Raw genomic sequence first — 26,636 nt, 5'->3', positions numbered from 1 at the left:
GTCGCGTCGGCCGGTGACGAACTGCGGCCGGACGACGCACCCGCCAGCTCGAGGCTGTCGCGCCGCCGCAGTTCTGCTCAGCGCAGGTGGATCTCGTGCCGGTTGTCCGGCCCGGCAGCCGAGGTCAGTTGATGATCTCGCCGCGCTCGTCGTCGAGGATCGCCCGGAGCCGGTCACGCCACGCCTGGAGGGCCTCGGGCGCGAGTCGCGGCCAGTCGTGCACCTCGCGAACGACGCGGATCGGTGAGGTGCTGCGGTACGAGCGGGTCGGGTTGCCGGGGAACTTCTTGTCGGTGACGTTGGGGTCGTCCTCGAAGTCGCCGGTCGGCTCGACCTCGTAGACGCGCGGCTCGCCGTGGCCTGCCGCGAGCTCGGCGGCGAGGCCGGCGCCGTCGTGCAGGGCGGTGAAGTAGATGTGGTTCATCACGACCTCGGGCCGGTAGTTCGACCGGAAGCCTGCGGTCAGCAGGTCACCCGGCTGCACGTCGGCCTTGGTGCCGTGGAAGAACGGGCCCTCGTCCAGCACGTCGCTCACCGTCCCAGCCTAGGCCGGCGTCATCCCACGGCGAGCCGGTATCCCCTCTTGACCACCGTGAGCACGGCCTTCGTCCCGATAGCAGCGCGGAGTCGGGCGACGGCCATCTCGACGGCGTGCTCGGACCCCGCCTGACCGGACGGCAGCGCGGCCAGCAGTGCGCGGCGGGAGACGACGTGCCCCGGGTTGACGAGGAGCGACAGGAGGACCGAGAGCGGCGCGGGTGACAGCTCGACGGGCACCCCGTCCAGCAGGAGCGAGTCGGTGTGGACGATGAGCGTCCGCCCGTCCGCGAGGCGTACGTCGATCCCGTCGCGGCGCGTCGGGAGCTCGGTCTCCAGCTGCTTGACCATCCCGGCCAGGCGCGAGCGGTCGGGGACGATGGTCGGGACGCCCCACATCTCGAACGCCGCCGCGGTGACCGGGCCGACGCAGGAGGCGACGACGTCGGACTGGAAGGCGCTGACCACGTCGTCGCGGCGTCCGACGGAGAAGGCGGCCTCCATCAGCGCGGCGACCGCGGGCGCCGAGGTGAACGTCACCGCGTCGAGCTCGCGGTCGGCGATCAGGTCGATCAGGTGGAACATCGGCGACGGGTCGTCCGCCGACGCCACCCGGTAGATCGGCACCGTCACCACCGACGCACCCTGCCGGCGGAGCGCGTGGGCGGCCATCGACAGCGACTGGCCGTGCTCCTGCACGACGATCCGCTTGCCGCTGAGGTCGCGGCCGCGGAGGTGGGCCAGCACGTCCTCGAAGCACTCCGACTCCGGTGCCCACAGCTCACGCAGGCCGTTGGCCCGCAGCACGCCGACGCTCTTCGGGCCGCGCGCCAGGATCTCCGCGGAGCCGAGCGCAGCGACCAGGTCGTCGTACAGCCCGGCGTCGGCGGCCGCCGAGAGCCAGGTCTTCATGCCGATGCCGGTGGTGGCGAGGAACAGGTCGACCGGCCCGAGGATGACCTCCTTGGTCGCGGCCAGCAGCTCGCCGAGGTCGACGTGGTTGGGCTCGAGCGACAGCGCCGCCGCCCACTCGACCGTGGCGCCGCGGCGCTCGAGCAGGGCCACCTGCTCCTCGGCCTTGCGGGCAGCCGTGACCCCGATCCGGAATCCCGAGAGAGGGAGGCTCACGCGACCTCCCGGGCCGGCCCGACGTGCACGACGCCGTCGACCACCGCGACGTCGTACGACGTCACCCGCACCGCCGCGTCGTCGAGGCAGGCGCCGGTGCGGAGGTCGAAGGCCTGCTTGTACATCGGCGAGCTCACCACCGGCACGTCGCCGCGGGTGCCGACGATGCCGCGCGAGAGCACCGACGCACCGCTGAAGGGGTCGACGTTGGAGAGGGCGAACACCGACCCGTCGAAGGAGCGGAAGACCGCCACGGCCGAGCCGTCGACCAGGGCGGCGACACCGCCCTCCAGCGGGATGGCGTCGACCGCGCACACCGGGGTCAGGGAGATGGCGGTGGTCGTCATGCGGGTGCTCCCACCGGGATGAGGGCCGGGGCGATCGGCTGGATCTGGTCGCGCTCGGTCGTGAAGGCGATGGACGGGTCGGGGGTGTCCGGCGCGTTGACGAACGTCACGAACCGGGCGAGCTTGGCCGGGTCCTCGAGCGTCGCGCGCCACTCGTCCTCGTAGCCGCCGACGTGCCGCGCCATCTCCGCCTCCAGCTCCGCACCCAGGCCGAGCGAGTCGTCGACGACGACGGACCGCACCCGGTCGAGGCCCCCGTCGAGCTGGTCGATCCAGGTCGAGGTGCGCTGGAGCCGGTCGGCGGTGCGGACGTAGTACATGAGGTAGCGGTCGAGGTAGGAGACCAGCGTCTCGGTGGAGAGGTCGCCCGCGAGCAGCCTGGCGTGGGCCGGCGTCGCGCCGCCGTTGCCGCCGACGTAGAGGTTCCACCCCTTCTCCGTCGCGATCACGCCGAAGTCCTTGCCGCGCGCCTCGGCGCACTCGCGGGCGCAGCCGCTGACGCCGCCCTTGAGCTTGTGGGGGCTGCGCAGGCCGCGGTAGCGGAGCTCCAGCGCGATCGCGAGCCCGACCGAGTCCTGCACGCCGAAGCGGCACCAGGTCGACCCGACGCACGACTTCACCGTGCGCAGCGACTTGCCGTAGGCGTGCCCCGACTCGAAGCCCGCGTCGACCAGCCGCCGCCAGATCGCGGGCAGCTGCTCCATCCGGGCGCCGAAGAGGTCGATCCGCTGCCCGCCGGTGATCTTCGTGTAGAGCCCGTAGTCACGCGCCACCTCGCCGATCACGATCAGCTTGTCGGGCGTGATCTCGCCGCCGGGGATGCGCGGGACGACGGAGTAGGTGCCGTTGCGCTGCAGGTTGGCGAGGTAGGCGTCGTTGGTGTCCTGGAGCTCCGCGGTCGCCGGCTCGAGGATGTGGGTGCTGGTCTGGCTGGCCAGGATGCTCGCGATCGCGGGCTTGCAGACGTCGCACCCGCGGCCTGTGCCGTGGGCGGCGACGATGTCGTCGAAGCGCCGGTAGCCGTGCACCGCGACGACGTCGAAGAGCTCCTGCCGGGTGAGCCGGAAGTGCTCGCACAGTCCCTTGTCGACGACCTTGCCGACGCTCGCGAAGTGGTCCTCGATGACGTTCTTCACTGTCGCCACGCACGAGCCGCACGTCGAGCCCGCCCGCGTGCACTGCTTGACGTCCGCCACGGTCTCGCAGCCCTGCTCGGTGACCGCGTGGAGGATGTCGGCCTTCGACACGTCGTTGCACGAGCAGACCTGCGCCTCGTCGGGCATACCGAGCTGGACGCCGCTGCTGGCGGGCAGGATCAGCTGCTCGGGGTTGTCGGGCAGTGCGAGCCCACTGCTGACCATCGGTCGCAGCACGCCGTACGCCGACGCGTCGCCCACGAGGATCCCGCCGAGCAGCCGCCGACCGTCGTCACTGACGACGAGCTTCTTGTAGACGCCGGCGACCGCGTCGGCGTACGTCAGCTCGAGCGCGCCGTCGGTGGTCGCGAACGCGTCGCCGAAGCTCGCGACGTCGGTGCCGAGGAGCTTGAGCTTGGTCGACATGTCGGCGCCGGTGAAGGTTCCGGGCCCGTCGAGGAGCGCGTCGACGACCACCTCGGCCATCGCGTAGCCCGGGGCGACCAGGCCGTACATCGTGCCGCCGGGCGCCGCGCACTCGCCGATCGCGAAGACGTGCGGGTCGGCGGTGCGGCACTGCTCGTCGACGAGCACGCCGCCACGCGGGGCCACCTCGAGGTCGCACTCGCGGGCCAGGGCGTCGCGCGGTCGGATGCCGGCGGAGAAGACGACGACCTGGGTGTCGACGACCTCCGTGGGGGCGCCCTCCTCGGTGCCCGCCTGCCGCAGCCGCAGCCCGGTGACGGACGACCCGCCCTCGCCGCCCTCACTCAGAATGGCTTCGGTCACCACACCGGTGTGCACGGTGACGCCGAGGCGCTCGATGTGCCGCACGAGCGTGGCGCCCGCGGCGCCGTCGAGCTGCACCGGCATCAGCCGCGGTGCCATCTCGACGACGTGCGTGTCGAGGCCGAGCTGGACGAGCGCGTTGGCCGCCTCCAGACCGAGCAGCCCGCCGCCGATCACGACGCCGCTGGTCGCCGCGGCACTGGCCGCCCGGATCGCCTCGAGGTCCTCGATGGTGCGGTAGACGAAGCAGCCGTCCTTGCCGCGGCCCTCGACCGGCGGGACGAACGGCGCCGCACCAGTGGCGAGCACCAGCACGTCGTACTCGTGGACCGTGACCGCGCCCGGGTGGGCGAGCGGGTCCCCGACCGCAGTGGGCGGCGACACGACGGTGACCGTCCGCGCCGCGCGGTCGACCTCGGTCACGACGCTGTCGAGCACCAGCCGCACGCGCGGGTCGTCGTACTCCCCGCCGGGAAGCAGCGAGAGCGCATCCGAGCCGGTGCTGAACCAGCTCGTGAGGGCGACCCGGTCGTACGCCGCCCGCGGTTCCTCGCCGAGCACGAGGACGTCGTGGGTCTCGGTGAGGCCGCGCTCGACGGCGGCCTGGGCGAACCGGTGGCCCACCATGCCGTGCCCGACGACGACGATCCGCTGGCGCTTGGTCATGCCGACGAACCTAGGAACGGCATGTTGTCGGTGGCGTTCGTGAATGTTTCGGCCGTGAAAACTGGGTGGCACGACCTCACACGGGCCGGTCCCCGCGCGGGCCCCCCGGGCGGACTGAATTGACGTCAGTTCAGCTCGACCGGCCGCGACCTAGGGGGCGCCCTCCTCCGCCACCCGCTTGATCGAGGCGGCCTCCGTCTCGACGTAGCGCTTGGTCAGCCCCTTCGTCATGAGCCAACCGACCCGGCCCATCGGCCCGGCGATGGTGACGGTCAAGGTCAGGCGGGTCGCGCCTGCGTCGGGCTCCACCACGTGGCGGGCGGAGATCGCGACGCCCGGCGACCTCGATCCCCAGGTGAAGGACCGGCCCTGCTCCAGATCGGTCACCGTCCACACCGCCTCCGGCAGCCTGGGCTGCTGCAGCCGCGTGCGGGAGCCGACCGCCAGCGGGCCGTCGTCGAGCCGCTGGACCGAGTCGACCGTCGGTATCCGCTCCGGCCAGCGCTCGACGTCGACGACCACCTCCCAGACCCATTCGGGTGGCGCGGCGATCGTGACGGTGTGCTGGAGACCGGGCATCTCCCGAGTGTGCACCGGTGCGCCCACGCCGTGCGACGCCTGCGACCTCACACGGGCCGGGCGAGCTCCTCGCACATGCCGACGAGCACCTCGAGCTGCCCGGGAGTGACGTACGACGGATTGCTGCCGGCCGGCATCCGCAGCACCTCCAGCGCGGCGAGGTCCGGGTCGCCGACGAGCTCCGAGCGCAGGAGCGGCTGGTCGAGCGGGACCAGGACGATCGGCATCACGCCGTCGCGGGCCGGGCCCGTGGTCCGGCCGTGGGCGTGGATGCCGGCAGGGAGGCCGGGCTCGGAGCCGCTCACCCAGAGCAGCACCGGTTGCCCGGCGGCGACGAGGTCGGTGCGGTAGGTCGGCCGAACGCACCAGGTCTCCACGCCTGCGAATCCGGCGCGCACGTGCTCGCGGGTCGAGGGCGCGGCGCCGCTGGCCTTCACCAGCCAGGCACCGAGGGAGTCGGTCGAGAGGGCGCGGTCCGGCACGCCCCGAGCGTCGCACGGTGACTGAAACGGTGACTGAAACGTCCGGTGCTGGGAACCTGTGGGGGTGAGCGAGTGGTTCCTGCCGGAGACGGAGCGCCCGTGGACCTCCGGCAACCTGGTGGTCCCCCGCGTGCACGGCGCGGCCTACTTCGCGCGCCTCGTCGAGCTGGTCGAGGCGACGGCGGCCGGCGACCGCATCTTCTTCACCGACTGGCGCGGCGACTCCGACGAGCGGCTGACCGAGGACGGGCCGACCGTCGCCGAGCTGCTCCGTGCCGCCGCCGCGCGCGACGTCGAGGTGCGGGCGCTGATGTGGCGCTCCCACCCGGGCCGGCTCAACAGCGAGGAGAACAGCCACCTCGGCCGGATCATCAACGAGTGCGGCGGCGAGGCGCTGCTCGACGAGCGGGTGCGCAAGGGCGGCTCGCACCACCAGAAGCTCCTCGTCGTGCGCCGGAAGGGCCGGCCCGAGGAGGACGTCGCGTTCGTCGGCGGCATCGACCTGTGCCACAGCCGGCGCGACGACGCCGTCCACGCCGGCGACCCGCAGGCAGCACCCCTGGACGACCGGTACGGCGAGGCCCCGCCGTGGCACGACGCGATGGCGGAGATCCGCGGTCCGGCCGTCGCGCACGTGCTCGACACCTTCACCGAGCGATGGGACGACACGACCCCGCTCGACCACCGCAACCCCTACCGCGCCGTCGCGCACCGGATCGCGAGGATGCCGCGGCACCCCGAGCAGCTGCCCGAGCGCTGGGACCCGCCGCCGGAGGCCGGCCGCCACCAGGTGCAGATCCTGCGGACCTACCCCTTCAAGCGGCCGCGCTACCCGTTCGCACCCGACGGCGAGCGGTCGATCGCGCGCGCCTACTCACGCGCCTTCAGCCGGGCGCGCAGGCTGGTCTACATCGAGGACCAGTACTTCTGGTCCGACCTGGTGGCCGCGACGCTCGCCGACGCCCTCCGGCGCGAGCCGGGGCTGCAGGTCATCGCGGTCGTGCCGCGCTACCCGGAGGAGGACACCCGGGTCGGCGGCCCGCCGATGAAGCACGGCCAGCGGGTCGCGTGGGAGCGACTCAAGGAGGCCGGCGGCGACCGCTTCACGATGTTCGACCTCCACAACGCCGAGGGCACCCCGATCTACGTGCACGCCAAGGTCTGCATCGTCGACGACGAGTGGATGACGATCGGCTCCGACAACCTCAACCTCCGCTCGTGGACCCACGACTCCGAGCTCACCTGCGCGGTGGTCGACCCGGACGGCGAGCTGCCGCGCGAGCTGCGCACGTCGCTGTGGGCCGAGCACCTCGGCCTGGCCGACGACGACCCGCGGCTCGCCGACATCGACGACCCGTTGGGTCTCTGGACGTCGCGCGTCGACGCTCCCGGGAGCCGGGTCCAGGTGCACGAGCCGCCCCGGCTCCCGCGTCGTACGACGTTGTGGGCCCGGCCGGCCTACCGCTACGCCTACGACCCCGACGGCAGGCCGCGGCGGCTGCGCGGGACCACCGACTTCTGAGGCTGCCGAGGATCCCTCACCGGTCCGTCACCGGCAGGTGGACCACCACGTCCTTCATCCGCATGGCCCCGATCACCCGGCTGCCGAAGCCGACCGACATGTCGGAGACCGGCGCCACGGTCAGGAAGAGGGTCTGCCCGGGGGGCACGTCGACGGCGACCGAGGGCAGCTCGACCCCACGGCGCGGCTTGTCGATCGCGATGCCGTTCTCGCGGATGGGCAGCATGTTGTTCTGCACGATCCGGGCGTCGAGCGGGCTGGTCCCGACCGACAGCCCGAGGAAGGCGCGGTTGTCGAGACCGAGGGCGGTGAGCCGGGCGTCGAGGGTGGGCGACCCTGCGATCGTGAGCGGGCCCTGCGCGATCGGGTAGGCGAGCGGAGCGCCGGCTCCCACCGTGGTCACCACCTCGCCGAGCTCGACGGAGGTGGTGGGCGCGACGGCGGGGACGCTGACGCAGCGGTCGCCGGCCGCGGTGGTCAGGTGGTAGCGGCCGAAGCCGGTCAGACCGGTCTGCCTGCCCTGGAGGTTCTGCTGCAGGAACCGGAGTCCGAGGTCGGCGAAGTCGGGGCTGCCCAGCGTCGTCGAGCACGCGTCGGCGGTCGCCAGCGGGATGTCGAGGTTGGTCCCGGCCGGCAGCACGGCCGGCAGGGTGTGCCCGCCGTTGTAGCCGACGAAGATGCTCCGCGAGCGTGCCTTGTCGGTGAGCACCCGGCTGAAGTTCTTCAGCCCCTGGTCGAGGGGGAACAGGTTGTCGGTCGCGCCCTGGCCGAGGAGCACCGGCACGTCGAGCCCACGGCCCTGCCGCAGGTGCCACTCGGGACCGTTGCGGTCGAGGAACTCGTGGAGGTGCGTCGGCACGTTGCCCGTCGCGGCTGCCTCGACGAAGCCCTGCACGACCCGCGGCGGGAGGGCGTCCGTCGGCAGCGCCGCCGCGGTCAGGGCCGCGGCCCACTCCGTGCGCGGCACGCCCTGCGGGAACAGGCTTTCGGTCAGGCTGAACCACGTGATCTCGGGGACCAGCGCGTCGAAGCGGGTCGCGCCACGGTCACGGACCTCGCTGAGCGCCCCGACGAACTGGTAGCCGCCGCCGTAGGACCCGCCGATCGCGCCCAGCACCGGGTCGCCCGGACGCTGCCTCTGCACCCACGGCTGGGCGGCGACGAGGTCGACGACCGCCTGGACGTCCTTGCCCTCCACGTCGGGGTTCTCGATGTGGGCCCTGCCGCCGCTCTCGCCGAAGCCCCGCTGGTCGAAGCTCAGCACGCCGAACCCGGCGTCCGTCAGGTGGGCGAACGCTCCGGGATCCGTCGTACGGCTCCCGCCCCAGCCGTGGCTGTGCAGCACCATCGGCACCGGACGGTCCTTCGTGGCGCCCGCCGGCCGGAAGATCGTGAAGCAGATGTCGACCGGCGCGGTGGTACCCGGGTCCGGGACGCTCCGCAGGCAGCCGTCGGTCGTGGTGACCGCGTCGGCCGCAGAGGCAGGCGCACCGACGAGCGGCGCGGTCGCAGCCGTCAGCAGGCCGGCGACGGCGGCCGCGAGGAGCCGGGCGGTGGGTCGGTGCAGCAGCGTGGGCATGGCATCTCTCCTGCGACGGGGTCACAGACACCAACGAGCAGGCGGTCGGCGGGCTACGGTCCGAGGTGCTCGGCCCGCTCGCGCTCGCGGTCCATCGTTGCCCTTGACGTAGTCAGGCTTCCTGACCATGATGGTCAGCATCCCTGACGACCTGAGGGGCGCGACATGACCAGACTTCCTCCCGTCCGGGTCGCCCGCGCGGCCTCGGCAGCTCGTACGGCGGTCCTGGGGCTCACCCGGCGGATGGTGCCGCCACCGGTCGGCGTGCTCGAGCTGGTGTCGGGTCTGATCGAGGCCAACACGGTGTACGCCGTGGCGAAGCTCGGCGTGGCCGACGCACTGGCTGGCGGTCCGCGCACTGCTGCGGACGTGGCCGGCGAGCTCGGCACGAACCCCGACGCGACCTTCCGCCTGCTGCGGGCCGCCGCCGGCTACGGCCTGCTGCGCCAGGACGGCGACCGGTTCGAGCTGGCCGCCCTCGGTCGCCCGCTCCTGTCCGACGCCCCCGACTCGATGCGGGCGGTGGTGCTGATGATCGGCGACCCCCGCTACCAGTCGGTCTGGCACCGGCTGCCGGAGTCCGTCACCACCGGTGAGGCCCAGGCCGAGGCCGTGCACGGCGTCTCGATGTGGGGACTGCTGGAGCGCGACCCCGACTACGCCGCCACCTTCAACGAGGCGATGTCGCGGCTCACCGCGCTCGACTGGCCGACCGTCGCTGCGGCGTACGACTTCACCCCCTTCCGGCGGATCGTCGACATCGGCGGCGGGCACGGCCAGCTCCTCGCGTCGATGCTCGGAGCAGCCCCGGCCGCCGAGGGTGTGCTGCTCGAGCAGGAGTCGCTCCTGCCGGACGCTCGAGAGCGGTTGCGCGAGGCCGGGGTGCTGTCGCGCTGCCGACTCGAGGGCGGGTCGTTCTTCGACCGCGTGCCCGATGACGGTGACCTCTACGTGCTGCGGCGCGTGGTCCACGACTTCGACGACGACCGGGCCCTCGCGCTCCTGACCACCCTCCGTCGCGACATGCCCGACGGCGCGACGCTGGTGCTCCTGGAGAGCGTGGTCCACCCGGGCGGCGGGCCCGACTTCGCCAAGATCCTCGACCTCGACATGCTGCTCCTCGCCGGCGGTCGCGAGCGCACGGAGGGCGAGTACGCCGCCCTGCTCGGCCGGTCCGGGTTCGAGATGACGCGGGTGGTGCCGACCATCTCGCCGATCTCGCTCCTCGAGGCGCGACCGGCGGCCTGAGGTGGACGCCCGTGCTTCCTGCGTTGGCTCTCGTGGCGATCGCGGTGCAGGTCAGCCCCGCAGGCCCGCCTTCAGCTCCTCGAGCGCCGTGGCCAGGTCGACGCGCGGCGCCCAGCCCCAGCGGCGTGCGCGCTCGGCGAGGATCTGCCCGGACCACGCCGGACCCTCGTCCCACGTCGGTTCGACGCCCAGGGCGTCGGCGACCGCGCCCACGTAGTCGCGCTGCGTGGCCGGGCCGCTGGCGACGTTGACCGGCGTGCAGCCGCCCGCCACCGGACCCGCATCCGGGTCGGCGGCCGGCGCGATCGCGCCCGTGGCCAGGTCGGCGGCGATGCTCGCGAGGTCGTCGACGTGCACCCACGCGAAGGTCTGGTCGGGGTTGGCGTGCCGCTCGCCCTCGTCGTCCCTCATCTGCGCGGGCCGGACGGTGTTCCACACCGAGGAGGCGCCCGGGCCGAGGATGGCCGGCGGGCGCAGCAGCACCCGGGTCGTGCCCTCCATCCGCGCCAGCGCGGCGTCGACGTCGCGCTTCACCACGCCGTAGGCCGACGAGTCGTCGGGCACGAGCGCCGCGGACTCGTCGACGTCGCCGACCTCCGGGCTGCGGTCGTAGACGCCGGCGGTCGAGACGTGCACGAGCAGGGGTACGCCTGCGGCGACCGCCGCCTCGGCGATGGCCAGGGTGCCGTCGAGCCCGACCCGGCGCTGGTCGTCGCGTCCGCTGCCGAGCGGGTGGACCGTCGTGACGAGGGCGTCGGCGCCGGCCACCACGGTCGCCGCGAAGGCCGGGTCGGCGAAGTCGCCGACGTGCTCCTCGACGCCGGGGTGCTGCGGCGCGGTTCCCACCCGGCGTACGACGGCACGCACCGTCGCCCCACGCTCGCCCAGGGCGGACACGACGTGGCTGCCCACCAGTCCGTTGGCACCGGTCACGACGACGTTCGGAGAGGTCATGTCTCCACCATGACAGCGCGGTCCTGACGCTCCTCCCGCGCCTCCCCCGGGAGGAGCACGCGGGCCACCACCAGGAGCCACACGGTGGCGAAGACCAGGCTGGCGATCACGTCGGTCGGGTGGTGGGCGCCCTGGTAGAGCCGCGACGGGGCCACGACCAGCGGGGCGAGGAGCAGCGGCCAGACCCAGCGACGCCAGCGCGGCGCGACCGCCGACACCCACAGCACGATCCCGCCGTAGACGACGATCGAGGTGGCCATGTGCCCGGACGGGAAGCTGTGGTCCGGCACCAGGCCGGGGTCGAGGATCTCCACGGGCGGGCGGTCGCGCGGGACGACGTGGGTGACGATGACGTAGAGCGCGAGGTACCCGCCGACGAGCACGGTGAAGTAGACGAGCGGTCGCCACGAGCGCTGCCACCACGAGCCGGCCAGGCCCACCAGGACGGCCAGCCCCACCCCGACGATCGTGTCGGCGACCGCGCTGCCGGCGGCGGCCGCCGTGTCGAGGTCGGGCGTGCGGCGGTCCTCGAGCCAGCGCACGACGCCGTCGTCCCGGGGATCGACCGCCGAGGCCAGCGGTCCGGTGAGCAGCCAGCCCGTGGCCAGGACGCCGAGGACGAGCAGGATCCAGACGAGGGACAGCGTGCGCGCGGCCTGGCGCCGCTCCGTCGACGAGCTCACGGGCAGAGCCTGCCCCAGATCGGAGGCGGCGTCGTCCACCCCCAGGGACCGGAAGGGGCCGGACGCGCGAGGAGCCCCGACCGCTGGGCGGTCGGGGCTCCTCGGAGTGCGTCAGACGACGCGGACGTTCTCGGCCTGCGGGCCCTTGGGGCCCTGCGTGACGTCGAACTCGACCTTCTGGTTCTCGTCGAGCGACTTGAAGCCGCCGGACTGGATCGCCGAGAAGTGCACGAAGACGTCCTCGCCGCCGCCGTCCTGGGCGATGAAGCCGAAGCCCTTGTCAGCGTTGAACCACTTGACGGTGCCCTGAGCCATGATCTGTTCCTTTGTTCTCTGTCGGCGACGACCTGCCGCCGAGCTGCTGAAGACATCCATCCTGCTGATGTCCAGCGAACCGAAAACCAGGAAAAACGAGATACGAGTCGCGCATGGTGCGCGACCTGGGCGACGTGGAGCCGTCCCCTTCAACACGACCCACCCTACGGCACCGGCGCCGAACGGGAGACCTCGGCGACCCCACGGGGCTGGTCTTGACCACCTGTGGGCGGCGCGGCGGCGGCAGTAGCGTCCCGGGGACGGCAACGAACGGGGAGGTGCCGATGGCGAAGCCAGCCATCCTCGCGGTCGACGACGACGCGGCCGTGGTGGCCGCCGTCGTGCGGGACCTCCGCCAGCGCTACGGGCACGACTACCGGGTCCTGCGGGCAACGTCGGGGCAGGAGGCGCTCGAGATCCTCGCCGACCAGCTGCTGAAGGACCGACCGGTCGCCGCCGTCGTCTCCGACCAGCGGATGCCGGGGATGACCGGGATCGAGGTGCTGCGGGAGGTGCGGCAGCAGTCCCCCGACTCCAGGCTGCTGCTCCTGACGGCCTACGCCGACACCGACGTCGCGATCCGCGCCATCAACGACATCGCGCTCGACTACTACCTGATGAAGCCGTGGGACCCGCCCGAGGACCGGCTCTACCCCGTGCTCGACGAGCTGCTCCGCGACTGGGCCAACGGCCACCCCGACCGCGACTCCGAGGTGCGTGTCGTCGGGCACCGGTGGTCCGAGCGGACCGCGGAGGTCAAGACCTTCCTCACCCACAACCACGTGCCCTACCGCTGGCTCGAGGTCGACCAGAGCGAGGAGGCGACCCGGCTGCTCGAGCTCGCCGGCGCCCACGTCGACGACGTCCCCGTCGTCGCCCTGCCCGACGGCTCCGCGCTCCGCTCCCCCACGACCGTCGAGCTCGCCGGCGCCCTCGGCCTGAGCACCCGGGCGACCCAGCCGCTCTACGACCTCTGCGTCGTCGGCGCCGGGCCCGCCGGCCTGGCAGCCGCGGTGTACGCCGCCTCCGAGGGGCTGCAGGTCGTCGTCGTCGAGCGCGACGCACCCGGCGGCCAGGCCGGGCAGAGTGCGTCCATCGAGAACTACCTCGGCTTTCCCAAGGGCCTCTCCGGCGCCGACCTGACGCACCGCGCGGTGGCGCAGGCGTCGCGGTTCGGCGCCGAGATGGTGCTCGCGCGCGACGTCGTCGGCTTCGAGACCCGCGGTCCGGTGCGCGCGGTGCTGCTGGACGGCTCGCCCGACATCGAGGCGCGCGCGGTGCTGGTGGCCAGCGGTGTGTCGTACCGCCGACTCGACGCGCCAGGGCTCGACGACTTCGTCGCCCGCGGCATCTACTACGGCGCCAGCGCGAGCGAGGCGACGCAGACCGTCGGCGAGGACGTGTACGTCGTCGGCGCGGCCAACTCGGCGGGGCAGGCCGTGCTCAACTTCGCGAAGTACGCCAGGAAGGTCGTGCTCGTCGTTCGCGGCACGTCGCTGGAGGCGTCGATGTCGCAGTACCTCGTCACCCGCATCGTCGCCACGCCCAACGTCGAGGTCCGGCTGCAGACCGAGATCGTCGGCACCCGCGGCGACGGGCACCTCGAGGGCATCAGGCTGTGCGACCGGAGCGCAGGGAGGGTCGACGACGTGGACACGAGCGCGGTCTACATCTTCATCGGCGCCGCTCCGCGCACCGAGTGGCTCGGGGACTCCGTCGCGCGGGACGACAGGGGCTTCGTGCTCACCGGCCCCGACCTGCCGTCCGAGCTCGCATGGCCGCTCGACCGCGGACCGTTCGCGCTGGAGACGAGCGTGCCGGGCGTGTTCGCCGCCGGCGACGTACGCCGCGACTCGATGAAGCGCGTCGCGTCCGCCGTCGGCGAGGGCGCGATGTCGGTCTACCTCGTCCACCGCTACCTGGCGGCGACATGAGCCTCGTCGACGAGCTGCGCGCGGTCCCGATCCTCGACGGCTTCACCGACGCGCAGGTGGCCGACATGGCCGCGGCGGGATCGGAGGAGACGTACGGCGCCGGGGTCCGGTTGTTCGACGAGGGTCGTCCGGCCGACGACTGGTGGGTGCTCCTGTCCGGGCGCATCGACCTGGTGCGGCGGATCGGCCACGAGGAAGCGATCATGGCGACGATGGAGCACGCCGGCCAGTGGGCAGGCGGCTTCCGGGCGTGGGACGAGCACGGGATCTACATGGGGTCCGCGCGGGTCATGGAGACGACCCGGGTCTTCCGGCTCCCCGCCGCGGAGCTGGGCCGCTTCGGTGAGGCCTGGTTCCCCTTCGCCGTCCACCTGCTCCGCGGCCTCATCGGCACGGCGCGCCGCATCGAGGGCAACGCCCGCCAGCGTGAGGCGCTCGTCGCGCTGGGGACCCTCGCCGCGGGCCTCGCGCACGAGATCAACAACCCGGCCTCGGCGGCGGTCCGCTCCGTCGGGGCGCTCCAGCAGTCGAGCGACGACGTGTTCGCCGCCCTGCAGCGGCTCGCCGGCGAGGGGATCTCGGCGTCCCAGTTCGTCGCGCTCGACGAGCTGCGCCGCTCGATCGACGTCGCGTCCGCGCCCACGGGGGTCGCCCTCGCCGACCTCGAGGAGTCGCTCCTCGACTGGCTCGGCGACCACGCCGTCGACCGCGACTGGGTGATCGCCCCGGCGCTGGCCGCGGCGGGCGCCTCACCGGCGTGGCTCGACCGCGCAGCATCGGCCCTGCCGGGCGCCGCCCTCCAGGCCGGCCTCGAGTGGGTGGCGAGCTCCGTGACCACCGCCGCGCTCATCGCGGAGGCACAGGACGCCACCAGCCGCATCTCCGACCTGGTCTCCGCCGTGAAGTCCTACTCCCAGCTCGACCGCGCCGCCGTGCAGGAGGTCCGCGTCGTCGACGGCCTCGAGAGCACGCTGATCATGCTCGGCCACAAGCTGCGCGAAGGCGGCATCACCGTCGTCCGCGACTACGACGACTCCGTGCCCGCCGTCACGGCGAACCCAGGTGAGCTCAACCAGGTGTGGACCAACCTCGTGGACAACGCCGTCGACGCGATGGAGGAGGCCGGCACGCTGACCGTGCGGACCTTCACCGACGAGCGCGACGTCGTGGTCGAGGTGTGCGACACCGGGGCCGGCATGACCGACGAGGTCGCCGCGCACGCCTTCGAGCCGTTCTTCACGACCAAGGAGGTCGGCAGGGGGACCGGCCTTGGCCTCGACATCTCCCGGCGGATCGTCGTCGAGCACCACGGCGGGGCCATCGACGTCCGGTCGGAGCCGGGGCACACGGTCGTGGCGGTGCGGCTGCCGCGGCGCGCTGAGACCGGCTGAGACCGGCTGGGACCGGCTGGGACCGGCTGGGACCGGCTGGGACCGGCTGGGACTTGGTCAGCGGGGCAGGCGCACGTGCAGCCGCACGTGCGTGCCGGTGAGGTCGCTGCCGACGTCGACGGCCGCGACCAGCTGCCGCGCGAGCCACAGCCCGTAGCCGTGGTCGGACAGCTCGGCAGGGGGTACGACGCCGGCGAGGGGGTCGACCGGCAGACGGCCGCCGTCCTGGACGTGGCACACCCACATGTCGGCCTCCTCGTAGAGGTGGACGAGGGTGGGCGGCGAGCCGTGCAGGAGGGCGTTGGTCAGGACCTCGGAGACCGCGAGCTCGAGGTCGTCGACCACCTCAGGATCGAGCCCGTCCTGCGCCCCCTTCGCCCGCACCGTGCGGCGCACGAGGGAGACGTCGGACTGGCAGGAGCAGTCGAGCGTCGTGGTGTGTGCCGGCGGCTGGACCACGGCGGCCAGTCCGGCGAGCTCCTCCAGCGGGTCGCGGAAACGGGCGTTGGGCACCACGGACCCCCTCACGCGCAGGCCGTCGTGGGCTCGCAGGGCGATGTCGAGGAGGGTGTCGGGGAGGGCGCGGGCGTCGTACGGGCACAGCAGGTCGACCGATCGCCCCTCGAAGACCAGGTTGGCCGCCGACTCCAGCCTCCGGTAGTCCACCAGCTCGGCAGGGGCGCGCCGCAGGAGTGACTGCTCGGCCACGACGCGCGTCGGCACGTCCGGCGTCGTGGCGAGGTGGTCGAGCAGGACGCGGTAGGCGTTCCACTGGGGCTCGTAGGCGACGGCCTGGTCGATGAAGTCGACCGCGTCCGCGTCCGCTCCCAGCTCCGTCGCGACCAGCGCCATGCGCGACGGTGGTGCCATCACGAGCGCCCGGTGTCCGTGCTCGAGGCCCTCACGGAGGAAGCCCCCGGCCTCGGTCGCGTAGTCCCGGTCGCCGTCGTAGAACAGGCTGGTGTGGGTCGCAGCCACGCTCATGACGACGGCCTCACGGCTCCACCGTGAGCCGGGGATGGCTGATGCCGGTGAGCTCCAGGACCCGACGTACGACGGTCGGCACGCGCGCCAGCACGAGCTGGCCGCCCTCGGGCAGCGCAGCGGCGATCGAGCGCAGGCGGGCGATCGTGCACGCGTCGGCGAAGGTGACACCCTCGAGGTCCAGCCGCAGCCTCGGCGCCACCGCGGCCCGCGACAGCACCAGGCGGTGCAGGAGATGCCGGTTGGACACGTCGACCTCCCCCCGCACCTGCACCCCCCACGGCTCGTCGACCGCCAGGAAGGTGGCGATCGGGGCGATGTCGAGGTCGGGTGCCAGCCCGTCGTGCTCGCGTGCCAGTGCGGCCCCCTCCCCCGCCTCCAGACGGTGGGTGTCGTAGAGGCAGACCGAGCTGACCTGGAGCTCCCGCTGCAGGTCGGTGGCCATCCGCTCCCATGCCACCACCTCGTCCATGGAGCCGAGCAGCCCGGACAGGTCGTCCATCCGCGCGGCCACGCGGAGGCCGGGGAAACCGCGCTTCTGCGCCTGGTCCGCCGCGAGGCGGAACCCGTCGGCGACCGCGTCGAGGTCGTCGGGCGGGGACGTGCCGTAGGCGCCCTCGAACGAGGTGGTCAGGAGCTGCCCGGTGGCGAGGACGTGCGCCGCGTCGAGGTGCTGCTCCAGGCTTCGGACGAGGTCGTCGACCTGGTCCTCGGAGGCGACGTAGAGCAGCTGGTCACCAGCGGCGAGGCCCTGCCCGACGAAGGTGGCCGCGACCCGGTCGAGCATGGTCGCGTCGGGCTCGAGCGCGCACAGGTGCGTCCCCGGCTCCAGCGAGCCGAGGTCGGCAGACGCGCGATGTGCCCCGAGGATCATCTGCTCAGGGTAGGGCGAGGCGGAGGTGCGGGGCCCACAGGTTCGCCGGAATTTCGGCGATCCCGCGGCTCACCTGCCCAGCAGCAACGCCGAGTCGCCGAACTCGTGCCAGAGATAGCGCTCCGCCACCGCGGCGTCGTACGCCGCCTGCGTGAGGCCGGGGCCGGCGACGGCCTCCACGAGCAGGAGGTGCGAGGCCATCGGATCGTGCCAACCGGTGACCAGGCCGTCCACGACCCGCGGCGGGGCAGCAGGCGTGACGACCCGGTCCGTCCAACCGCGGCCGGCGACGACCGTCGCCCCGCGCACGGTGGACTCGATCGCACGAGTCGCCGTGGTCCCGACGGCGACGACGCGCCCACCGTTGGCACGCGCTTGGTTGATGACCCGCGCCGACGTGGGCGTCACCTCGAACCACTCCGGCCCGGGCGCCTCCCCGGCCTCCTGCGACGACACCCCGGTGTGCAAGGTGACGGGCGCGAGCTGGACTCCCGCGGTGACCAGACGGGTGACGAGCTCGTGCGTGAACGGGCGCGCAGCCGACGCCATCTCGGCGCTCCCCGGCCGCGTCCCGAACACCGTCTGGTAGTCCTCGAGCGGGTAGCGACGCGCGAGGTAGCCATAGGCGATGGGGCGGCCGTTCCAGTCGAGCTGGCGGTCCAGGTCGCCGCGCACCGACGCGCGCCACAGCCGGTTGCCGGTACCCGTCGGGGACGACGCCACGCCGGGCCACGGATCGCGGAGGACCAGGCGTACGTCGCCGATCCGCACCACCTCGCCCGGGGTCGCGGTCAGCAGCGCCCGGGCCGCGTCGGGTGCGGTCCGCAGCTCGACCACGGCGTCACCGTCGTCGAGGCGGTGTGCGACGTGGACCACCACCGGGCGCCCGTCGAGGTCGCCGTCGACCTCGGCGGCAACGGTGGCCGACGTGTTGACGACCAGGACGTCGCCCGCGCGCAGGTGGTCGGGCAGGTCGCGGAAGCGCCCGTGCGACAGGCCGTCCGGCGTCGCCACCAGCAGCCGCACCTCGTCACGAGCGAGGCCGCGGTCCTCGGCCGGCCGGGGCGCGAAGGACGACGCGACGAACCGGGTGCGGGGCGCCTCGTGCAGCAGCGTCATCGGAGGTCACCTCCGAGGTCAGCAGCGAGGTCGGCAGCGACGTACCGCCCCGACTCCGGCCGCGCGTCCAGCAGCGCGAGGAGGCGAGGTACGACGGTCTCGGGCAGGGGGCGGTCCGAGATGTCCTCGCCCGGGAAGGCGTCCTGGTGCATCGCCGTCCGCATGTCGCCCGGGTCGACGGCGTACGTGCGCAGGCCGGTCTCGGCGGCGTAGGTCAGCGTCACATGGTCGAGCGCCGCCTTGCTGGCGCCGTAGAGCCCCCACGTCTCGTAGTGGTGGACGGCCGCGTCCGAGCTGATCGACAGCAGCACACCGTCCGCCGCGCGCAGCCACGGCAGGAGTACCGACGTGAGGACCAGCGGGCCACCGATGTTGGTCCGCCAGACCTGCATGAGGTCGGGGACGTCGACCTCGGCCAGCGGGCGCATCGGCAGGGGGCCGAGGGTGCTGGCGTTGTGGACCAGGAGGTCGAGCCGGCCGTGGCGCTCCACCTCCGCCCGCAGCCGGTCGCGGTGGTCGGCATCGGTGAGGTCGCCGACGACCACCGTCACCCCCTCGGGCAGGGCTGCGCCCTTGAACCTCTCCTCGCTGCGCCCGTCGGTGATCACCTGCCAGCCCTGCCGCGCCAGCTCGCCGCTCAGCGCCAGCCCCAGCCCGGTCGATCCCCCGGTGACCAGCGCCACCCGTCGTGTCGTGTTCGTCGTCATGGCACCATGGTTCAAGTTGAAGTTAACTTGAGTTCAAGGGGTGTGACCGATGGATGGACGCGACCTGCTGCCGATGGGCGAGATCTCGCGGCGCAGCGGCTTCGCCGCGTCGGCGATCCGCTACTACGAGGCCGAGGGGCTCATCGAGGCACACCGCTCCGGCGGTGGACAGAGGCGGTTCGAGCGGAACGTGCTGCGGCGCCTGGCCTTCATCCGGGCAGCGTCCAACGTCGGCCTCACGATCGAGGAGATCCGCGAGGAGCTGGGGCGGCTGCCCGGCAACCGCACCCCCACCAAGGCCGACTGGCAGCGGATCTCCCGGCACTGGGGTCGCCGGCTCGACGAGCAGATCGCGGCGCTGCAACGACTGAAGAGCGGCCTCGACGGCTGCATCGGCTGCGGCTGCCTGAGCCTGCGGTCGTGCGCCTTCTCCAACCCCGACGACGTCCACGGCGAGCGCGGCTCGGGCGCCCGCCTGCTGCCCGACTCGCTGCGGCGAACGCACCCGACGAGGCGCACCTCCGGGTAGGGCCACCGGGACGGTCGCCGGGCCCGTCGGAGGACCGTCTGCCGGCGTCTACCCCGGCGTGGAGAAGGAGCGGACGAGCGCGTCGAGGGTCGCCGTCCGCTCACGGCGGGCGATGATCCTCAGCACCGGCGTCCCGAGCGCTCGGATGCCGTTGGCCCGCAGCCGCACGTGGTGGCGTACGAGCGTCTCCCCCTCGCCCACGGCCTCGAGGGTGTAACCCGGCCAGCCCTCCATCCTGGTCGTCCCGGACGAGCTGCGGTCCCACCAGTGGTAGACGATCCGGCTCGGGGCGTCCAGCTCGGCGATCTCGCCGGGCATGGTCCCCATCCGGGTGCGGTCCTCGTAGGTCGTGCCCGCGGCCACCGGACCGGGGGACGTCTGCCGTGTCCCGCGAAGGATGCTCCCCCGCCCGGGCACCCACGCGTTGTGCCCCTCGATGTCGGCGAGACGGGCGAAGACCTCGCCGATCGGCGCCGGGACCGTTCGCTGGATCTCGAACTCGACGTCGCCCATCTCGCCATCATCGGCCTGTGCCGGGCGCCGCTCAAGCCGGTCCAGCCCGATCGGCGAGGATGCGGGCGTGACCGACTACGCGATCCGCACCCACCTCGCCGACATGGACCTCGACCTCGTCCACGATTGGCTCAGCACCGACGCGTACTGGTCCCTGGGGCGCAGTCGCGAGGTGGTCGGGAGTGCCGCGGAGCACTCCCTGAACCTCGGCGCCTTCACCGACGACGGCCGGCAGGTGGCGTACGCCCGCGTGGTCACCGACCACGCCACGTTCGCCTGGCTCTGCGACGTGTACGTCGACCGCGACCACCGCGGTCGCGGCCTGGGCACGCGGCTGGTGGCCGCTGTCGCGCAGCGTGTCGACGAGCTCGGCGTCGGCCGCACCCTGCTCAAGACGAGGGACGCCCACGAGGTCTACGCGGGCCACGGCTTCGAGCCCGTGCCCGACCCGGGCCTCTGGATGATCAGGACTCCCAGGACTGCTACTTCTTGAAGGCCAGTCTCTGCACCGCTCGGGCCGCCTTCGACCTGTGGCTCCGTGCACCTCGCTGAGGTGGCGACGACAGGTGCCTCCTCGACGACGGGCTGCCGTCAGTGTCGCCGGGACGTCTCGTGAGCGCAACGGCACCAACGTAGGCAGTTCACGGGGCGGTGGCGGGACGTGAGCGTGGCCCGCGCGACGGTGAGCTCGAACTGCCTACGTTGCGCCGGACGCCTGGATGATCAGGCGTCCTCCGACGACGTGAACAGCGTCAGCTGCAGGCCGTCCGGTGCGGCGACGCGGGCGCTGCGGTCGCCCCACGGGGTGTCCACCGCGGGCGCGACGGCCCTGGCGCCGGCGGCCACGAGCGTCGTCGCGGCGGTGTCGGCGTCCGGCACGTGGAGAGCGAGGCGGACCTTGCCCGAGACCCGCTCTCCGACCTCGAGGTCGTCGACCATCGCGGCCTGCGCCTCGTCGAAGAGCTCGAGCGTCGCGCGGCCGGCGTCGAGCAGCAGCACCCGCCCCTCGTCGCTGCTCCAGTCGGCCACCTCGGGCAGCCCGAGGGCGTCGCGGTAGAGGCGTACGGCTGCGTCGAAGTCGTCGACGGTCAGCGTGACCCGGAGCTCCTGGACGGCGATCTGCGCATCGGTCATGGAGTCGATCGTGGCGCCTCGGGTGCACCTGAGGTCAAGACCCTTCCCGGGCCGATGCGGAAGCTGCCGATCACGGTGACGCCGTCCTGCGCGTAGAGCGGGACGTCCCGTCCGTCCGGGTCGAGGTCGGTCATGAACGCCGCCGCCTCCTCCGGGCTGCGCGGCGGGTCCTTCCGGCGGTCGGAGGCGCGCACGAAGCCGCACCTGCCGTTGGTGCCGTAGGCGGCGACCAGGTCGGGTCCCGGGTCGTCCTCGTCGATGCCGGCGCCGGAGCCGTAGGACATGCCGTTCGCGTTGAGCGGGTAGGGCGGCGTCGTCGCGAGCTCCGGACAGTCCTCGAGGACCACGTCGTCGTCACGGTGCGCGCTCGGGTCGATGGCGCGGACCATCGGCTGCGGCTCGTCGGTCGACGCCACGACCTGGTGCAGCTGCATGCCGCCGAGGAAGCCGCCGAGGAGCGCAGCCGCGCCGGCCAGGACCAGTCCTCTCACCCGCACCTCCTCCGGTACCCCGGTGGGACGCAGTGACACCGGGAGAAGTTGTCAGCCGACCGCGACCGCCGTCGGGCTGTCCTCAACCAGGCGGCGCACGACGTCCGCGCACCCGCCGCAGCCGGTCGTGGCCCGGGTCCGGTCGACGCACTCGCGCACCGACCCGCAGGCCCGGACCTCGCCCGCGGTCACGCCGGCGCACGCGCAGACCTCCGCCTCGTCGGCCAGCGGCGCCGGCGCGTCCGCCGCCTCGGGCAGGAGCAGCTGACCGGGCTCGTCGGGACCGAGGAGGGTGCCGCGGTCGTAGAGCTGGGTGATCAGCCCGACGCGGGACAGGTCGCCGACGAGCGCCGCGGCGACGATCCGCCCGCCGTGCACGACGAGGCGGCGGTGCGAGCCGGCGATCGGGTTGGTGACCTCCACGACCTCGCCCTCCGCATGCTCGGGGTCGCCGAGCACGGCGACGTCGAGCCCGGTGGCGCGCAGGCGCGCGACGCTCCGGCTGCCGTCGTACGACGCCTCCTCGCCGCGCAGCACCCGGGCGAGCACCTCGGCCTGCTCCCACGCGGGAGGGACGAAGCCGGTCGTACGACGACGGTGCTCGGCGCAGTCGCCGATGGCGTGCACCCGGTCGTCGGTGACGCTGGTGAGGGTGTGGTCGACCACCACCCCGCGCCGGACCATCAGGCCGGCCCGGCGGGCCAGTGCGGTCGACGGGCGGCCGCCGGCGGTGAGGACGACGAGGTCGCTGGGCAGGACGTAGCCGTTGTCGAGTCGAAGCCCGTCGCCGGTGAGCCGGACAGCGCGGGCGCCGGTGTAGACCTCGGTCCCGAGCCGTCGCAGGTCGCGGGCGAGCACGGCCCCCGCGCCGGAGCCGACCTGGCTGGCGAGGAGGTGGTCGGCTCCCTCGACGACCTCGGGGAGCAACCCGCGCACCGCCAGTGCCCGGGCGACCTGCAGGCCGAGCAGCCCGCCGCCGACGACGACGGCCCTGGGTCTCGTGACAGGGCTCCGCCCTTCCTCGACCAACAAGCGCGTGGCCGCGTCCAGCCGACGGCAGTCGTCGAGGGTGCGGAACGCGTGGACGCGCGGGTCCAGCGTCCCGTCCCGACGGACGAGTCCGCGGATCGGCGGCAGGGTGGGGATCGAGCCGCAGGCCAGGACGAGCCGGTCGAAGGGGACGCGTGGCCCGTTGACCAGCACGACCTCGCGGGCGTCCCGGTCGACCTCCAGCACGCGGGCTCCGAGGCGCAGCTCGATGCCGTGCTCGGCGTACCACTCGGCGGACCGCAGGGTCAGCGCGTCGGCCGCGTGGGTGCCCTCGAGGACCGCCGACAGGAGGATGCGGTTGTACGGGGGGCTCGCCTCGTCGGCGAGGACCGTGACGGCGAACCGCTCGTCCCCGGCGAGGTGCTCGCTCAGCCGGACGGCGGCCATCCCGCCGCCGACGACCACGATCCGCTGGGGCGGCTCAGGCACCGGCGACCACCGAGGCGGCGCACACCTTGAACTCCGGCATCCGGGACGCCGGGTCGAGGGCGTCGTTGGTGAGCCGGTTGGCCCCCACCCAGTGGAAGGGCACGAACACCGTGTCAGGCCGGATCGTCGGCACCACCTTGGCCGGGGCGGTCATCTCCCCGCGCCGGGTCGCCACCCGCACCGCGTCGCCCTGCGCGACGCCGAGGCGTCCGGCGAGCAGCGGGTGCATCTCGACGAACGGGCCGTCGTCTGGCAGCGAGCGGACCCGGCGGGTCTGGGCCCCGGACTGGTACTGCGCCAGCACGCGTCCGGTGGTGAGGTGGACCGGGTAGTCCGCGCACGGCTGCTCGGCCGCGCCGCGGTGCTCGACGGCGTACATCCGGGCCCGGCCGTCCGGGTGCGCGAAGGACTCGGCGAAGAGCCGCTCACCGCCCCAGAGGACGCCCTTCTCGTCGCGGATCCGCTGGTAGGTGATCGCCGAGTAGTCGGCCGGGCCGCCGGCCGACGCCTGGCCGAGCTCGGCGAAGACCTCCTCCGGGTCGGTCGGGAACGACGCCTGCGAGCCGAGCCGCTCCGCCAGTCCCGCGAGCACCTGGAGGTCGGTGCGCACGCCCGACGGCGGCGTGATCGCGCGTTGCCGCAGGACCACCCGGCCCTCCAGGTTGGTCATCGTGCCCGTCTCCTCGGCCCACTGCGTCACCGGCAGCACCACGTCGGCCAGCGCCGCGGTCTCCGACATCACCACGTCGCACACGACCAGGAGGTCCAGCGCCTCCAGCCGCGAGGTCACGTGGGTGGCCCGTGGCGCGCTGACGACGATGTTCGAGCCGAGGACCAGCAGCGCGGACGGCCCCTCGGGCGTGCCGAGCGCGTCGAGGAGCTCGTACGCCGACCGCCCGGGGCCGGGCAGCGCATCGGGGTGGACGCCCCACACGCCGGCGACGTGCGCGCGGGCGGCGGGGTCGTCGATGCGCCGGTAGCCGGGCAGCTGGTCGGCCTTCTGCCCGTGCTCGCGCCCGCCCTGGCCGTTGCCCTGGCCCGTCAGGCAGCCGTAGCCCGCTCCACGCCTGCCCACCATGCCCAGCGCGAGGGCGACGTTGATCCAGGCCAGCACGGTGTCGGAGCCGGTCGAGTGCTGCTCGGCGCCGCGCGCGGTGAGCACCATGACGCGGGGCTTCCCGCCCAGCATCGCCGCCAGCGCCCGCACCTCGTGCGCGTCGATCCCGGTGACCCGCTCGACGCGCTCAGGCCACCAGGAGGCGACCGAGTCGCGTACGTCCTCCCAGCCGGTGGTGCGCTCGGCGAGGTACGACGGGTCGACCGCGCCGGCGGCGACGAGCAGGTGCAGCACTCCCAGCGCGAGCGCGAGGTCGGTGCCCGGAACCGGCTGGAGGTGCAGGTCGGCGCGGTCCGCGGTCGGCGTACGTCGCGGGTCGATGACGACGACCTTGCCGCCGCGCTCGCGCAGCCGGTCGAGGTGGCGGGCGGCCGGTGGCATCGTCTCGACGAGGTTGGAGCCGACCAGCACCAGCACGTCGGTCTCCTCGACGTCGGCCAGCGGGAACGGCAGCCCGCGGTCGAGGCCGAAGGCGCGGATCCCCGCCGACGCGGCCGAGCTCATGCACCAGCGGCCGTTGTAGTCGATCTGCGAGGTGCCGAGCGCGACCCGGGCGAACTTGCCGAGGGAGTAGGCCTTCTCGTTGGTGAGCCCGCCGCCGCCGAACACGGCGACCCCGTCCGGCCCGCCCGCCGCCTGCGCGGCGCGGATCCCGGCGGCGACCCGGTCGAGGGCGTGGTCCCACGAGACGGCGGACCACTCACCGGTCTCCCGGTCGCGCACCAACGGTGAGGTGAGCCGCTCGCGACCGCCGTACAGCCCGGCCGCGGCCCACCCCTTGCGGCACAGGGCCCCGCGGTTCACGGGGAACTCCTCCCAGGCCGACACCTCGGGCGTGCGCCGGCCTGCCAGGCGCATGCCGCACTGCAGGGAGCAGTAGGGGCAGTGGGTCTCGGTCTGCGTCTCGGTCTGGGTCTCGGTCTGGGTCATCAGATCTCCGCGGCCGCGAGCCCGTGGGCCCGCACCGGCCGACGCAGGTAGAGCGCCCAGGTGAGTGCGGCGCAACCGACGTAGTAGGCGGTGAAGACCGTGAAGGCGGCGCGCGTCGCGGCCAGGGGGTCGCCCACCCAGGGGGCGGCGAAGGCAAGCGGGACCAGGAAGCCGCCCACGGCACCGACCGCACCGATCACGCCGAGGGCGGAGGACGACTGCCGGGTGGCCGAGGTGAGCGCGGCCGCCCGCTCCGGCGTGCCCGGCGCGGTCTCGCGCTCCGCCGAGGCCTTCCAGAGCGCGGGGATCATCTTGTAGACCGAGCCGTTGCCGACGCCCGTGGCGGCGAAGATGCAGAGGAAGAAGCCGAGGAACAGGGGGAACCAGGCGGCGTTGGCGGTCGCCACGGCCGGGTCGGCGCCCGGGTTGGGGGTGAGCTGGTTGACCGTCCACAGCACGCCGAGGGTGAAGACGACCATCGCGACGAACGACGCCAGGGTCACCCGGGCACCGCCCCAGCGGTCGGCCATCCACCCGCCGAACGGACGGGTCAGCGAGCCGACACCCGCGCCGAGGAAGGCGTAGAACGCGAAGTAGATGCCGGTGCCGAGCGGGGCAGGCTCCGGCACCCAGAAGTTGAGCCTGATCAGCAGCGGCATCGCGGCCGAGTAGCCGATGAACGAGCCGAACGTGCCGATGTAGAGCAGCGACAGCTGCCACGTGCGACGCTGCTTCACGACCTGCATCTGCTCCCGCGGCGACGAGGTCACGGTGGCCAGGTTGTCCATCCAGAGCCACGCGGCGGCCGTCGCCAGCAGCGCCAGGCCCGCATAGGCGTACGCCGCCCGCTCGAGGTGGATGCCGGCGCCCGAGGCCTGCACGAGGCCGAAGATGCCGGCGGCGCCGACCATCACGGGGAGCAGCAGCTGGATCAGAGCGACCCCGAGGTTGCCGCCGGCGGCGTTGAGCCCGAGCGCCGCGCCCTTCCTGTCGGAGGGGTAGAAGAAGTTGATGTTGGCCATCGACGAGGCGAAGTTGCCGCCACCGACGCCCGCGGTCGCGGCGATCAGGTAGAAGACCCAGTAGGGCGTCGTCGGGTCCTGCACGGCGTACGCGAACAGCAGCGTCGGCACCAGCAGCATCGCGGCGCTGACGATCGTCCAGTTCCGCCCGCCGAACTTCGGCACCGCGAACGTGTAGGGCAGCCGCAGCAGCGAGCCGACGAGGTTGGGGAGCGCCACGAGGAGGAACAGCTGCTGCGGGGTGAACGCGAAGCCCTGCGCGAGCAGGAAGGCCGAGGAGACGCTCCAGATCAGCCAGACCGAGAAGCCGACGTGCTCGGCGAAGATCGACCACACCAGGTTGCGGCGGGCGACCGCGCGTCCGGTCGTCTCCCAGAAGTCGGCGTCCTCCGGGCGCCAGTCCTCGATCCAGCGACGCGTGCGGCGGGGCGTGGGGGTGCTCATGCC

At 73.3% G+C, this 26,636-nt stretch carries 26 protein-coding genes; 6 read left to right on the top strand and 20 right to left on the bottom strand.

The window, feature by feature from the left end; genetic code table 11:
* Positions 1 to 124: 124 nt before the first annotated feature.
* The 6 genes from arr to ACFQW6_RS15160 form a co-directional block, all read right to left on the bottom strand.
* Positions 125 to 535, bottom strand: a complete 411-nt coding sequence (arr, locus tag ACFQW6_RS15185; protein ID WP_378546842.1) for an NAD(+)--rifampin ADP-ribosyltransferase — start codon at positions 533 to 535, stop codon at positions 125 to 127.
* 20 nt (positions 536 to 555) lie between these two features.
* The gene (locus ACFQW6_RS15180; protein WP_378546839.1) at positions 556 to 1,665 is read right to left on the bottom strand and encodes a uroporphyrinogen-III synthase; all 1,110 of its coding nucleotides are present in this window, start codon (positions 1,663 to 1,665) and stop codon (positions 556 to 558) included.
* Positions 1,662 to 2,012, bottom strand: coding sequence for a nitrite reductase small subunit NirD (gene nirD / locus ACFQW6_RS15175; RefSeq protein ID WP_378546836.1), 351 nt, complete (start codon positions 2,010 to 2,012; stop codon positions 1,662 to 1,664). The genes ACFQW6_RS15180 and nirD overlap by 4 nt, the downstream gene beginning before the upstream one ends.
* Positions 2,009 to 4,603 (bottom strand): nitrite reductase large subunit NirB, encoded by a 2,595-nt coding sequence (gene nirB / locus ACFQW6_RS15170; RefSeq protein WP_378546833.1) that lies wholly within the window; start codon positions 4,601 to 4,603, stop codon positions 2,009 to 2,011. The genes nirD and nirB overlap by 4 nt, the downstream gene beginning before the upstream one ends.
* A gap of 150 nt (positions 4,604 to 4,753) precedes the next feature.
* Entirely contained in the window at positions 4,754 to 5,182 is a 429-nt protein-coding gene (locus ACFQW6_RS15165; RefSeq protein ID WP_378546830.1) for an SRPBCC family protein, read from the bottom strand.
* 47 nt (positions 5,183 to 5,229) lie between these two features.
* Entirely contained in the window at positions 5,230 to 5,664 is a 435-nt protein-coding gene (locus ACFQW6_RS15160) for a hypothetical protein (protein WP_378546827.1), read from the bottom strand.
* 64 nt (positions 5,665 to 5,728) lie between these two features.
* Between ACFQW6_RS15160 and ACFQW6_RS15155 the strand changes: the two genes are divergently transcribed.
* Positions 5,729 to 7,186 (top strand): phospholipase D family protein, encoded by a 1,458-nt coding sequence (locus ACFQW6_RS15155; protein WP_378546824.1) that lies wholly within the window; start codon positions 5,729 to 5,731, stop codon positions 7,184 to 7,186.
* 16 nt (positions 7,187 to 7,202) lie between these two features.
* On the opposite strand, the gene ACFQW6_RS15150 is transcribed toward ACFQW6_RS15155, so the two are convergent.
* On the bottom strand, positions 7,203 to 8,765 hold the full coding sequence (locus ACFQW6_RS15150) for an alpha/beta hydrolase (RefSeq protein ID WP_378546821.1): 1,563 nt from the start codon (positions 8,763 to 8,765) through the stop codon (positions 7,203 to 7,205).
* 165 nt (positions 8,766 to 8,930) lie between these two features.
* On the opposite strand from ACFQW6_RS15150, the gene ACFQW6_RS15145 reads away from it, so the two are divergent.
* Entirely contained in the window at positions 8,931 to 10,013 is a 1,083-nt protein-coding gene (locus ACFQW6_RS15145; protein WP_378546818.1) for a methyltransferase, read from the top strand.
* A gap of 51 nt (positions 10,014 to 10,064) precedes the next feature.
* Here ACFQW6_RS15145 and ACFQW6_RS15140 read toward each other — a convergent pair whose 3' ends face one another.
* The 3 genes from ACFQW6_RS15140 to ACFQW6_RS15130 all read right to left on the bottom strand — a co-directional run bounded on the left by ACFQW6_RS15140 (position 10,065) and on the right by ACFQW6_RS15130 (position 11,965).
* Complete coding sequence (locus ACFQW6_RS15140) at positions 10,065 to 10,967, bottom strand: NAD-dependent epimerase/dehydratase family protein (protein WP_378546815.1); 903 nt, start codon at positions 10,965 to 10,967, stop codon at positions 10,065 to 10,067.
* On the bottom strand, positions 10,964 to 11,650 hold the full coding sequence (locus ACFQW6_RS15135; RefSeq protein ID WP_378546812.1) for a phosphatase PAP2 family protein: 687 nt from the start codon (positions 11,648 to 11,650) through the stop codon (positions 10,964 to 10,966). The genes ACFQW6_RS15140 and ACFQW6_RS15135 overlap by 4 nt, the downstream gene beginning before the upstream one ends.
* Before the next feature lie 111 nt (positions 11,651 to 11,761).
* Complete coding sequence (locus ACFQW6_RS15130; protein ID WP_378546809.1) at positions 11,762 to 11,965, bottom strand: cold-shock protein; 204 nt, start codon at positions 11,963 to 11,965, stop codon at positions 11,762 to 11,764.
* Between the two features lie 284 nt (positions 11,966 to 12,249).
* Here ACFQW6_RS15130 and ACFQW6_RS15125 point away from each other — a divergent pair, with 284 nt between their 5' ends.
* Together ACFQW6_RS15125 and ACFQW6_RS15120 are read left to right on the top strand one after the other, a co-directional pair.
* Entirely contained in the window at positions 12,250 to 13,899 is a 1,650-nt protein-coding gene (locus tag ACFQW6_RS15125) for an FAD-dependent oxidoreductase (protein WP_378546805.1), read from the top strand.
* Positions 13,896 to 15,290 carry a sensor histidine kinase gene (locus ACFQW6_RS15120; protein WP_378546802.1) on the top strand — a complete coding sequence of 465 codons (1,395 nt, stop codon included), beginning with the start codon at positions 13,896 to 13,898 and terminating at the stop codon, positions 15,288 to 15,290. Before ACFQW6_RS15125 ends, ACFQW6_RS15120 begins: the two co-directional genes overlap by 4 nt.
* A 57-nt stretch (positions 15,291 to 15,347) precedes the next feature.
* Here ACFQW6_RS15120 and ACFQW6_RS15115 read toward each other — a convergent pair whose 3' ends face one another.
* From ACFQW6_RS15115 to ACFQW6_RS15100, 4 genes are all read right to left on the bottom strand, one after another.
* A complete protein-coding gene (locus ACFQW6_RS15115; protein WP_378546799.1) occupies positions 15,348 to 16,274 on the bottom strand; it encodes an anti-sigma factor RsbA family regulatory protein in 927 nt (308 codons plus the stop codon).
* Positions 16,275 to 16,284: 10 nt separating this feature from the next.
* Positions 16,285 to 17,148 (bottom strand): MEDS domain-containing protein, encoded by an 864-nt coding sequence (locus ACFQW6_RS15110; RefSeq protein WP_378546797.1) that lies wholly within the window; start codon positions 17,146 to 17,148, stop codon positions 16,285 to 16,287.
* Between the two features lie 69 nt (positions 17,149 to 17,217).
* The gene (locus tag ACFQW6_RS15105; protein ID WP_378546794.1) at positions 17,218 to 18,267 is read right to left on the bottom strand and encodes an S-adenosylmethionine:tRNA ribosyltransferase-isomerase; all 1,050 of its coding nucleotides are present in this window, start codon (positions 18,265 to 18,267) and stop codon (positions 17,218 to 17,220) included.
* A complete protein-coding gene (locus tag ACFQW6_RS15100) occupies positions 18,264 to 18,974 on the bottom strand; it encodes an SDR family NAD(P)-dependent oxidoreductase (protein WP_378546791.1) in 711 nt (236 codons plus the stop codon). Before ACFQW6_RS15100 ends, ACFQW6_RS15105 begins: the two co-directional genes overlap by 4 nt.
* 49 nt (positions 18,975 to 19,023) lie before the next feature.
* On the opposite strand from ACFQW6_RS15100, the gene soxR reads away from it, so the two are divergent.
* Entirely contained in the window at positions 19,024 to 19,503 is a 480-nt protein-coding gene (soxR, locus tag ACFQW6_RS15095) for a redox-sensitive transcriptional activator SoxR (protein WP_378546788.1), read from the top strand.
* Between the two features lie 48 nt (positions 19,504 to 19,551).
* On the opposite strand, the gene ACFQW6_RS15090 is transcribed toward soxR, so the two are convergent.
* Positions 19,552 to 20,016 (bottom strand): SRPBCC family protein, encoded by a 465-nt coding sequence (locus ACFQW6_RS15090; protein ID WP_378546785.1) that lies wholly within the window; start codon positions 20,014 to 20,016, stop codon positions 19,552 to 19,554.
* Positions 20,017 to 20,083: 67 nt separating this feature from the next.
* On the opposite strand from ACFQW6_RS15090, the gene ACFQW6_RS15085 reads away from it, so the two are divergent.
* A complete protein-coding gene (locus ACFQW6_RS15085) occupies positions 20,084 to 20,509 on the top strand; it encodes a GNAT family N-acetyltransferase (RefSeq protein ID WP_378546782.1) in 426 nt (141 codons plus the stop codon).
* A 230-nt stretch (positions 20,510 to 20,739) separates the two neighbouring features.
* Here ACFQW6_RS15085 and ACFQW6_RS15080 read toward each other — a convergent pair whose 3' ends face one another.
* From ACFQW6_RS15080 to ACFQW6_RS15060, 5 genes are read right to left on the bottom strand one after another with little or no spacing between them, the layout of a single operon-like run.
* Entirely contained in the window at positions 20,740 to 21,150 is a 411-nt protein-coding gene (locus ACFQW6_RS15080) for a VOC family protein (RefSeq protein ID WP_378546780.1), read from the bottom strand.
* A complete protein-coding gene (locus ACFQW6_RS15075) occupies positions 21,147 to 21,641 on the bottom strand; it encodes a hypothetical protein (RefSeq protein ID WP_378546777.1) in 495 nt (164 codons plus the stop codon). The genes ACFQW6_RS15080 and ACFQW6_RS15075 overlap by 4 nt, the downstream gene beginning before the upstream one ends.
* 51 nt (positions 21,642 to 21,692) lie before the next feature.
* Positions 21,693 to 23,120 (bottom strand): FAD-dependent oxidoreductase, encoded by a 1,428-nt coding sequence (locus ACFQW6_RS15070; RefSeq protein WP_378546774.1) that lies wholly within the window; start codon positions 23,118 to 23,120, stop codon positions 21,693 to 21,695.
* Positions 23,113 to 25,167 (bottom strand): molybdopterin oxidoreductase family protein, encoded by a 2,055-nt coding sequence (locus tag ACFQW6_RS15065; protein WP_378546771.1) that lies wholly within the window; start codon positions 25,165 to 25,167, stop codon positions 23,113 to 23,115. Before ACFQW6_RS15065 ends, ACFQW6_RS15070 begins: the two co-directional genes overlap by 8 nt.
* A complete protein-coding gene (locus ACFQW6_RS15060) occupies positions 25,167 to 26,633 on the bottom strand; it encodes an MFS transporter (protein WP_378546768.1) in 1,467 nt (488 codons plus the stop codon). Before ACFQW6_RS15060 ends, ACFQW6_RS15065 begins: the two co-directional genes overlap by 1 nt.
* Between the last annotated feature and the right edge of the window lie 3 nt (positions 26,634 to 26,636).

Origin of the sequence: Nocardioides sp. GCM10028917 (assembly GCF_042666175.1) — a bacterium.
In the GTDB taxonomy this organism is placed as follows: domain Bacteria; phylum Actinomycetota; class Actinomycetes; order Propionibacteriales; family Nocardioidaceae; genus Nocardioides.
Note: the sequence above shows the minus strand (reverse complement) of the source record. Positions and strands in the feature narration are given on the sequence as shown.

Coding starts and splice junctions, on each gene's coding strand:
- nirD (WP_378546836.1), bottom strand. CDS start 2,012: ATGACGACCACCGCCATCTCCCTGACCCCGGTGTGCGCGGTCGACGCC.
- ACFQW6_RS15065 (WP_378546771.1), bottom strand. CDS start 25,167: ATGACCCAGACCGAGACCCAGACCGAGACGCAGACCGAGACCCACTGC.
- ACFQW6_RS15105 (WP_378546794.1), bottom strand. CDS start 18,267: ATGACGCTGCTGCACGAGGCGCCCCGCACCCGGTTCGTCGCGTCGTCC.
- ACFQW6_RS15100 (WP_378546791.1), bottom strand. CDS start 18,974: ATGACGACGAACACGACACGACGGGTGGCGCTGGTCACCGGGGGATCG.
- soxR (WP_378546788.1), top strand. CDS start 19,024: ATGGATGGACGCGACCTGCTGCCGATGGGCGAGATCTCGCGGCGCAGC.
- ACFQW6_RS15150 (WP_378546821.1), bottom strand. CDS start 8,765: ATGCCCACGCTGCTGCACCGACCCACCGCCCGGCTCCTCGCGGCCGCC.
- ACFQW6_RS15110 (WP_378546797.1), bottom strand. CDS start 17,148: ATGATCCTCGGGGCACATCGCGCGTCTGCCGACCTCGGCTCGCTGGAG.
- ACFQW6_RS15130 (WP_378546809.1), bottom strand. CDS start 11,965: ATGGCTCAGGGCACCGTCAAGTGGTTCAACGCTGACAAGGGCTTCGGC.
- ACFQW6_RS15140 (WP_378546815.1), bottom strand. CDS start 10,967: ATGACCTCTCCGAACGTCGTCGTGACCGGTGCCAACGGACTGGTGGGC.
- nirB (WP_378546833.1), bottom strand. CDS start 4,603: ATGACCAAGCGCCAGCGGATCGTCGTCGTCGGGCACGGCATGGTGGGC.
- ACFQW6_RS15145 (WP_378546818.1), top strand. CDS start 8,931: ATGACCAGACTTCCTCCCGTCCGGGTCGCCCGCGCGGCCTCGGCAGCT.
- ACFQW6_RS15090 (WP_378546785.1), bottom strand. CDS start 20,016: ATGGGCGACGTCGAGTTCGAGATCCAGCGAACGGTCCCGGCGCCGATC.
- ACFQW6_RS15165 (WP_378546830.1), bottom strand. CDS start 5,182: ATGCCCGGTCTCCAGCACACCGTCACGATCGCCGCGCCACCCGAATGG.
- ACFQW6_RS15120 (WP_378546802.1), top strand. CDS start 13,896: ATGAGCCTCGTCGACGAGCTGCGCGCGGTCCCGATCCTCGACGGCTTC.
- ACFQW6_RS15115 (WP_378546799.1), bottom strand. CDS start 16,274: ATGAGCGTGGCTGCGACCCACACCAGCCTGTTCTACGACGGCGACCGG.
- ACFQW6_RS15060 (WP_378546768.1), bottom strand. CDS start 26,633: ATGAGCACCCCCACGCCCCGCCGCACGCGTCGCTGGATCGAGGACTGG.
- ACFQW6_RS15125 (WP_378546805.1), top strand. CDS start 12,250: ATGGCGAAGCCAGCCATCCTCGCGGTCGACGACGACGCGGCCGTGGTG.
- ACFQW6_RS15080 (WP_378546780.1), bottom strand. CDS start 21,150: ATGACCGATGCGCAGATCGCCGTCCAGGAGCTCCGGGTCACGCTGACC.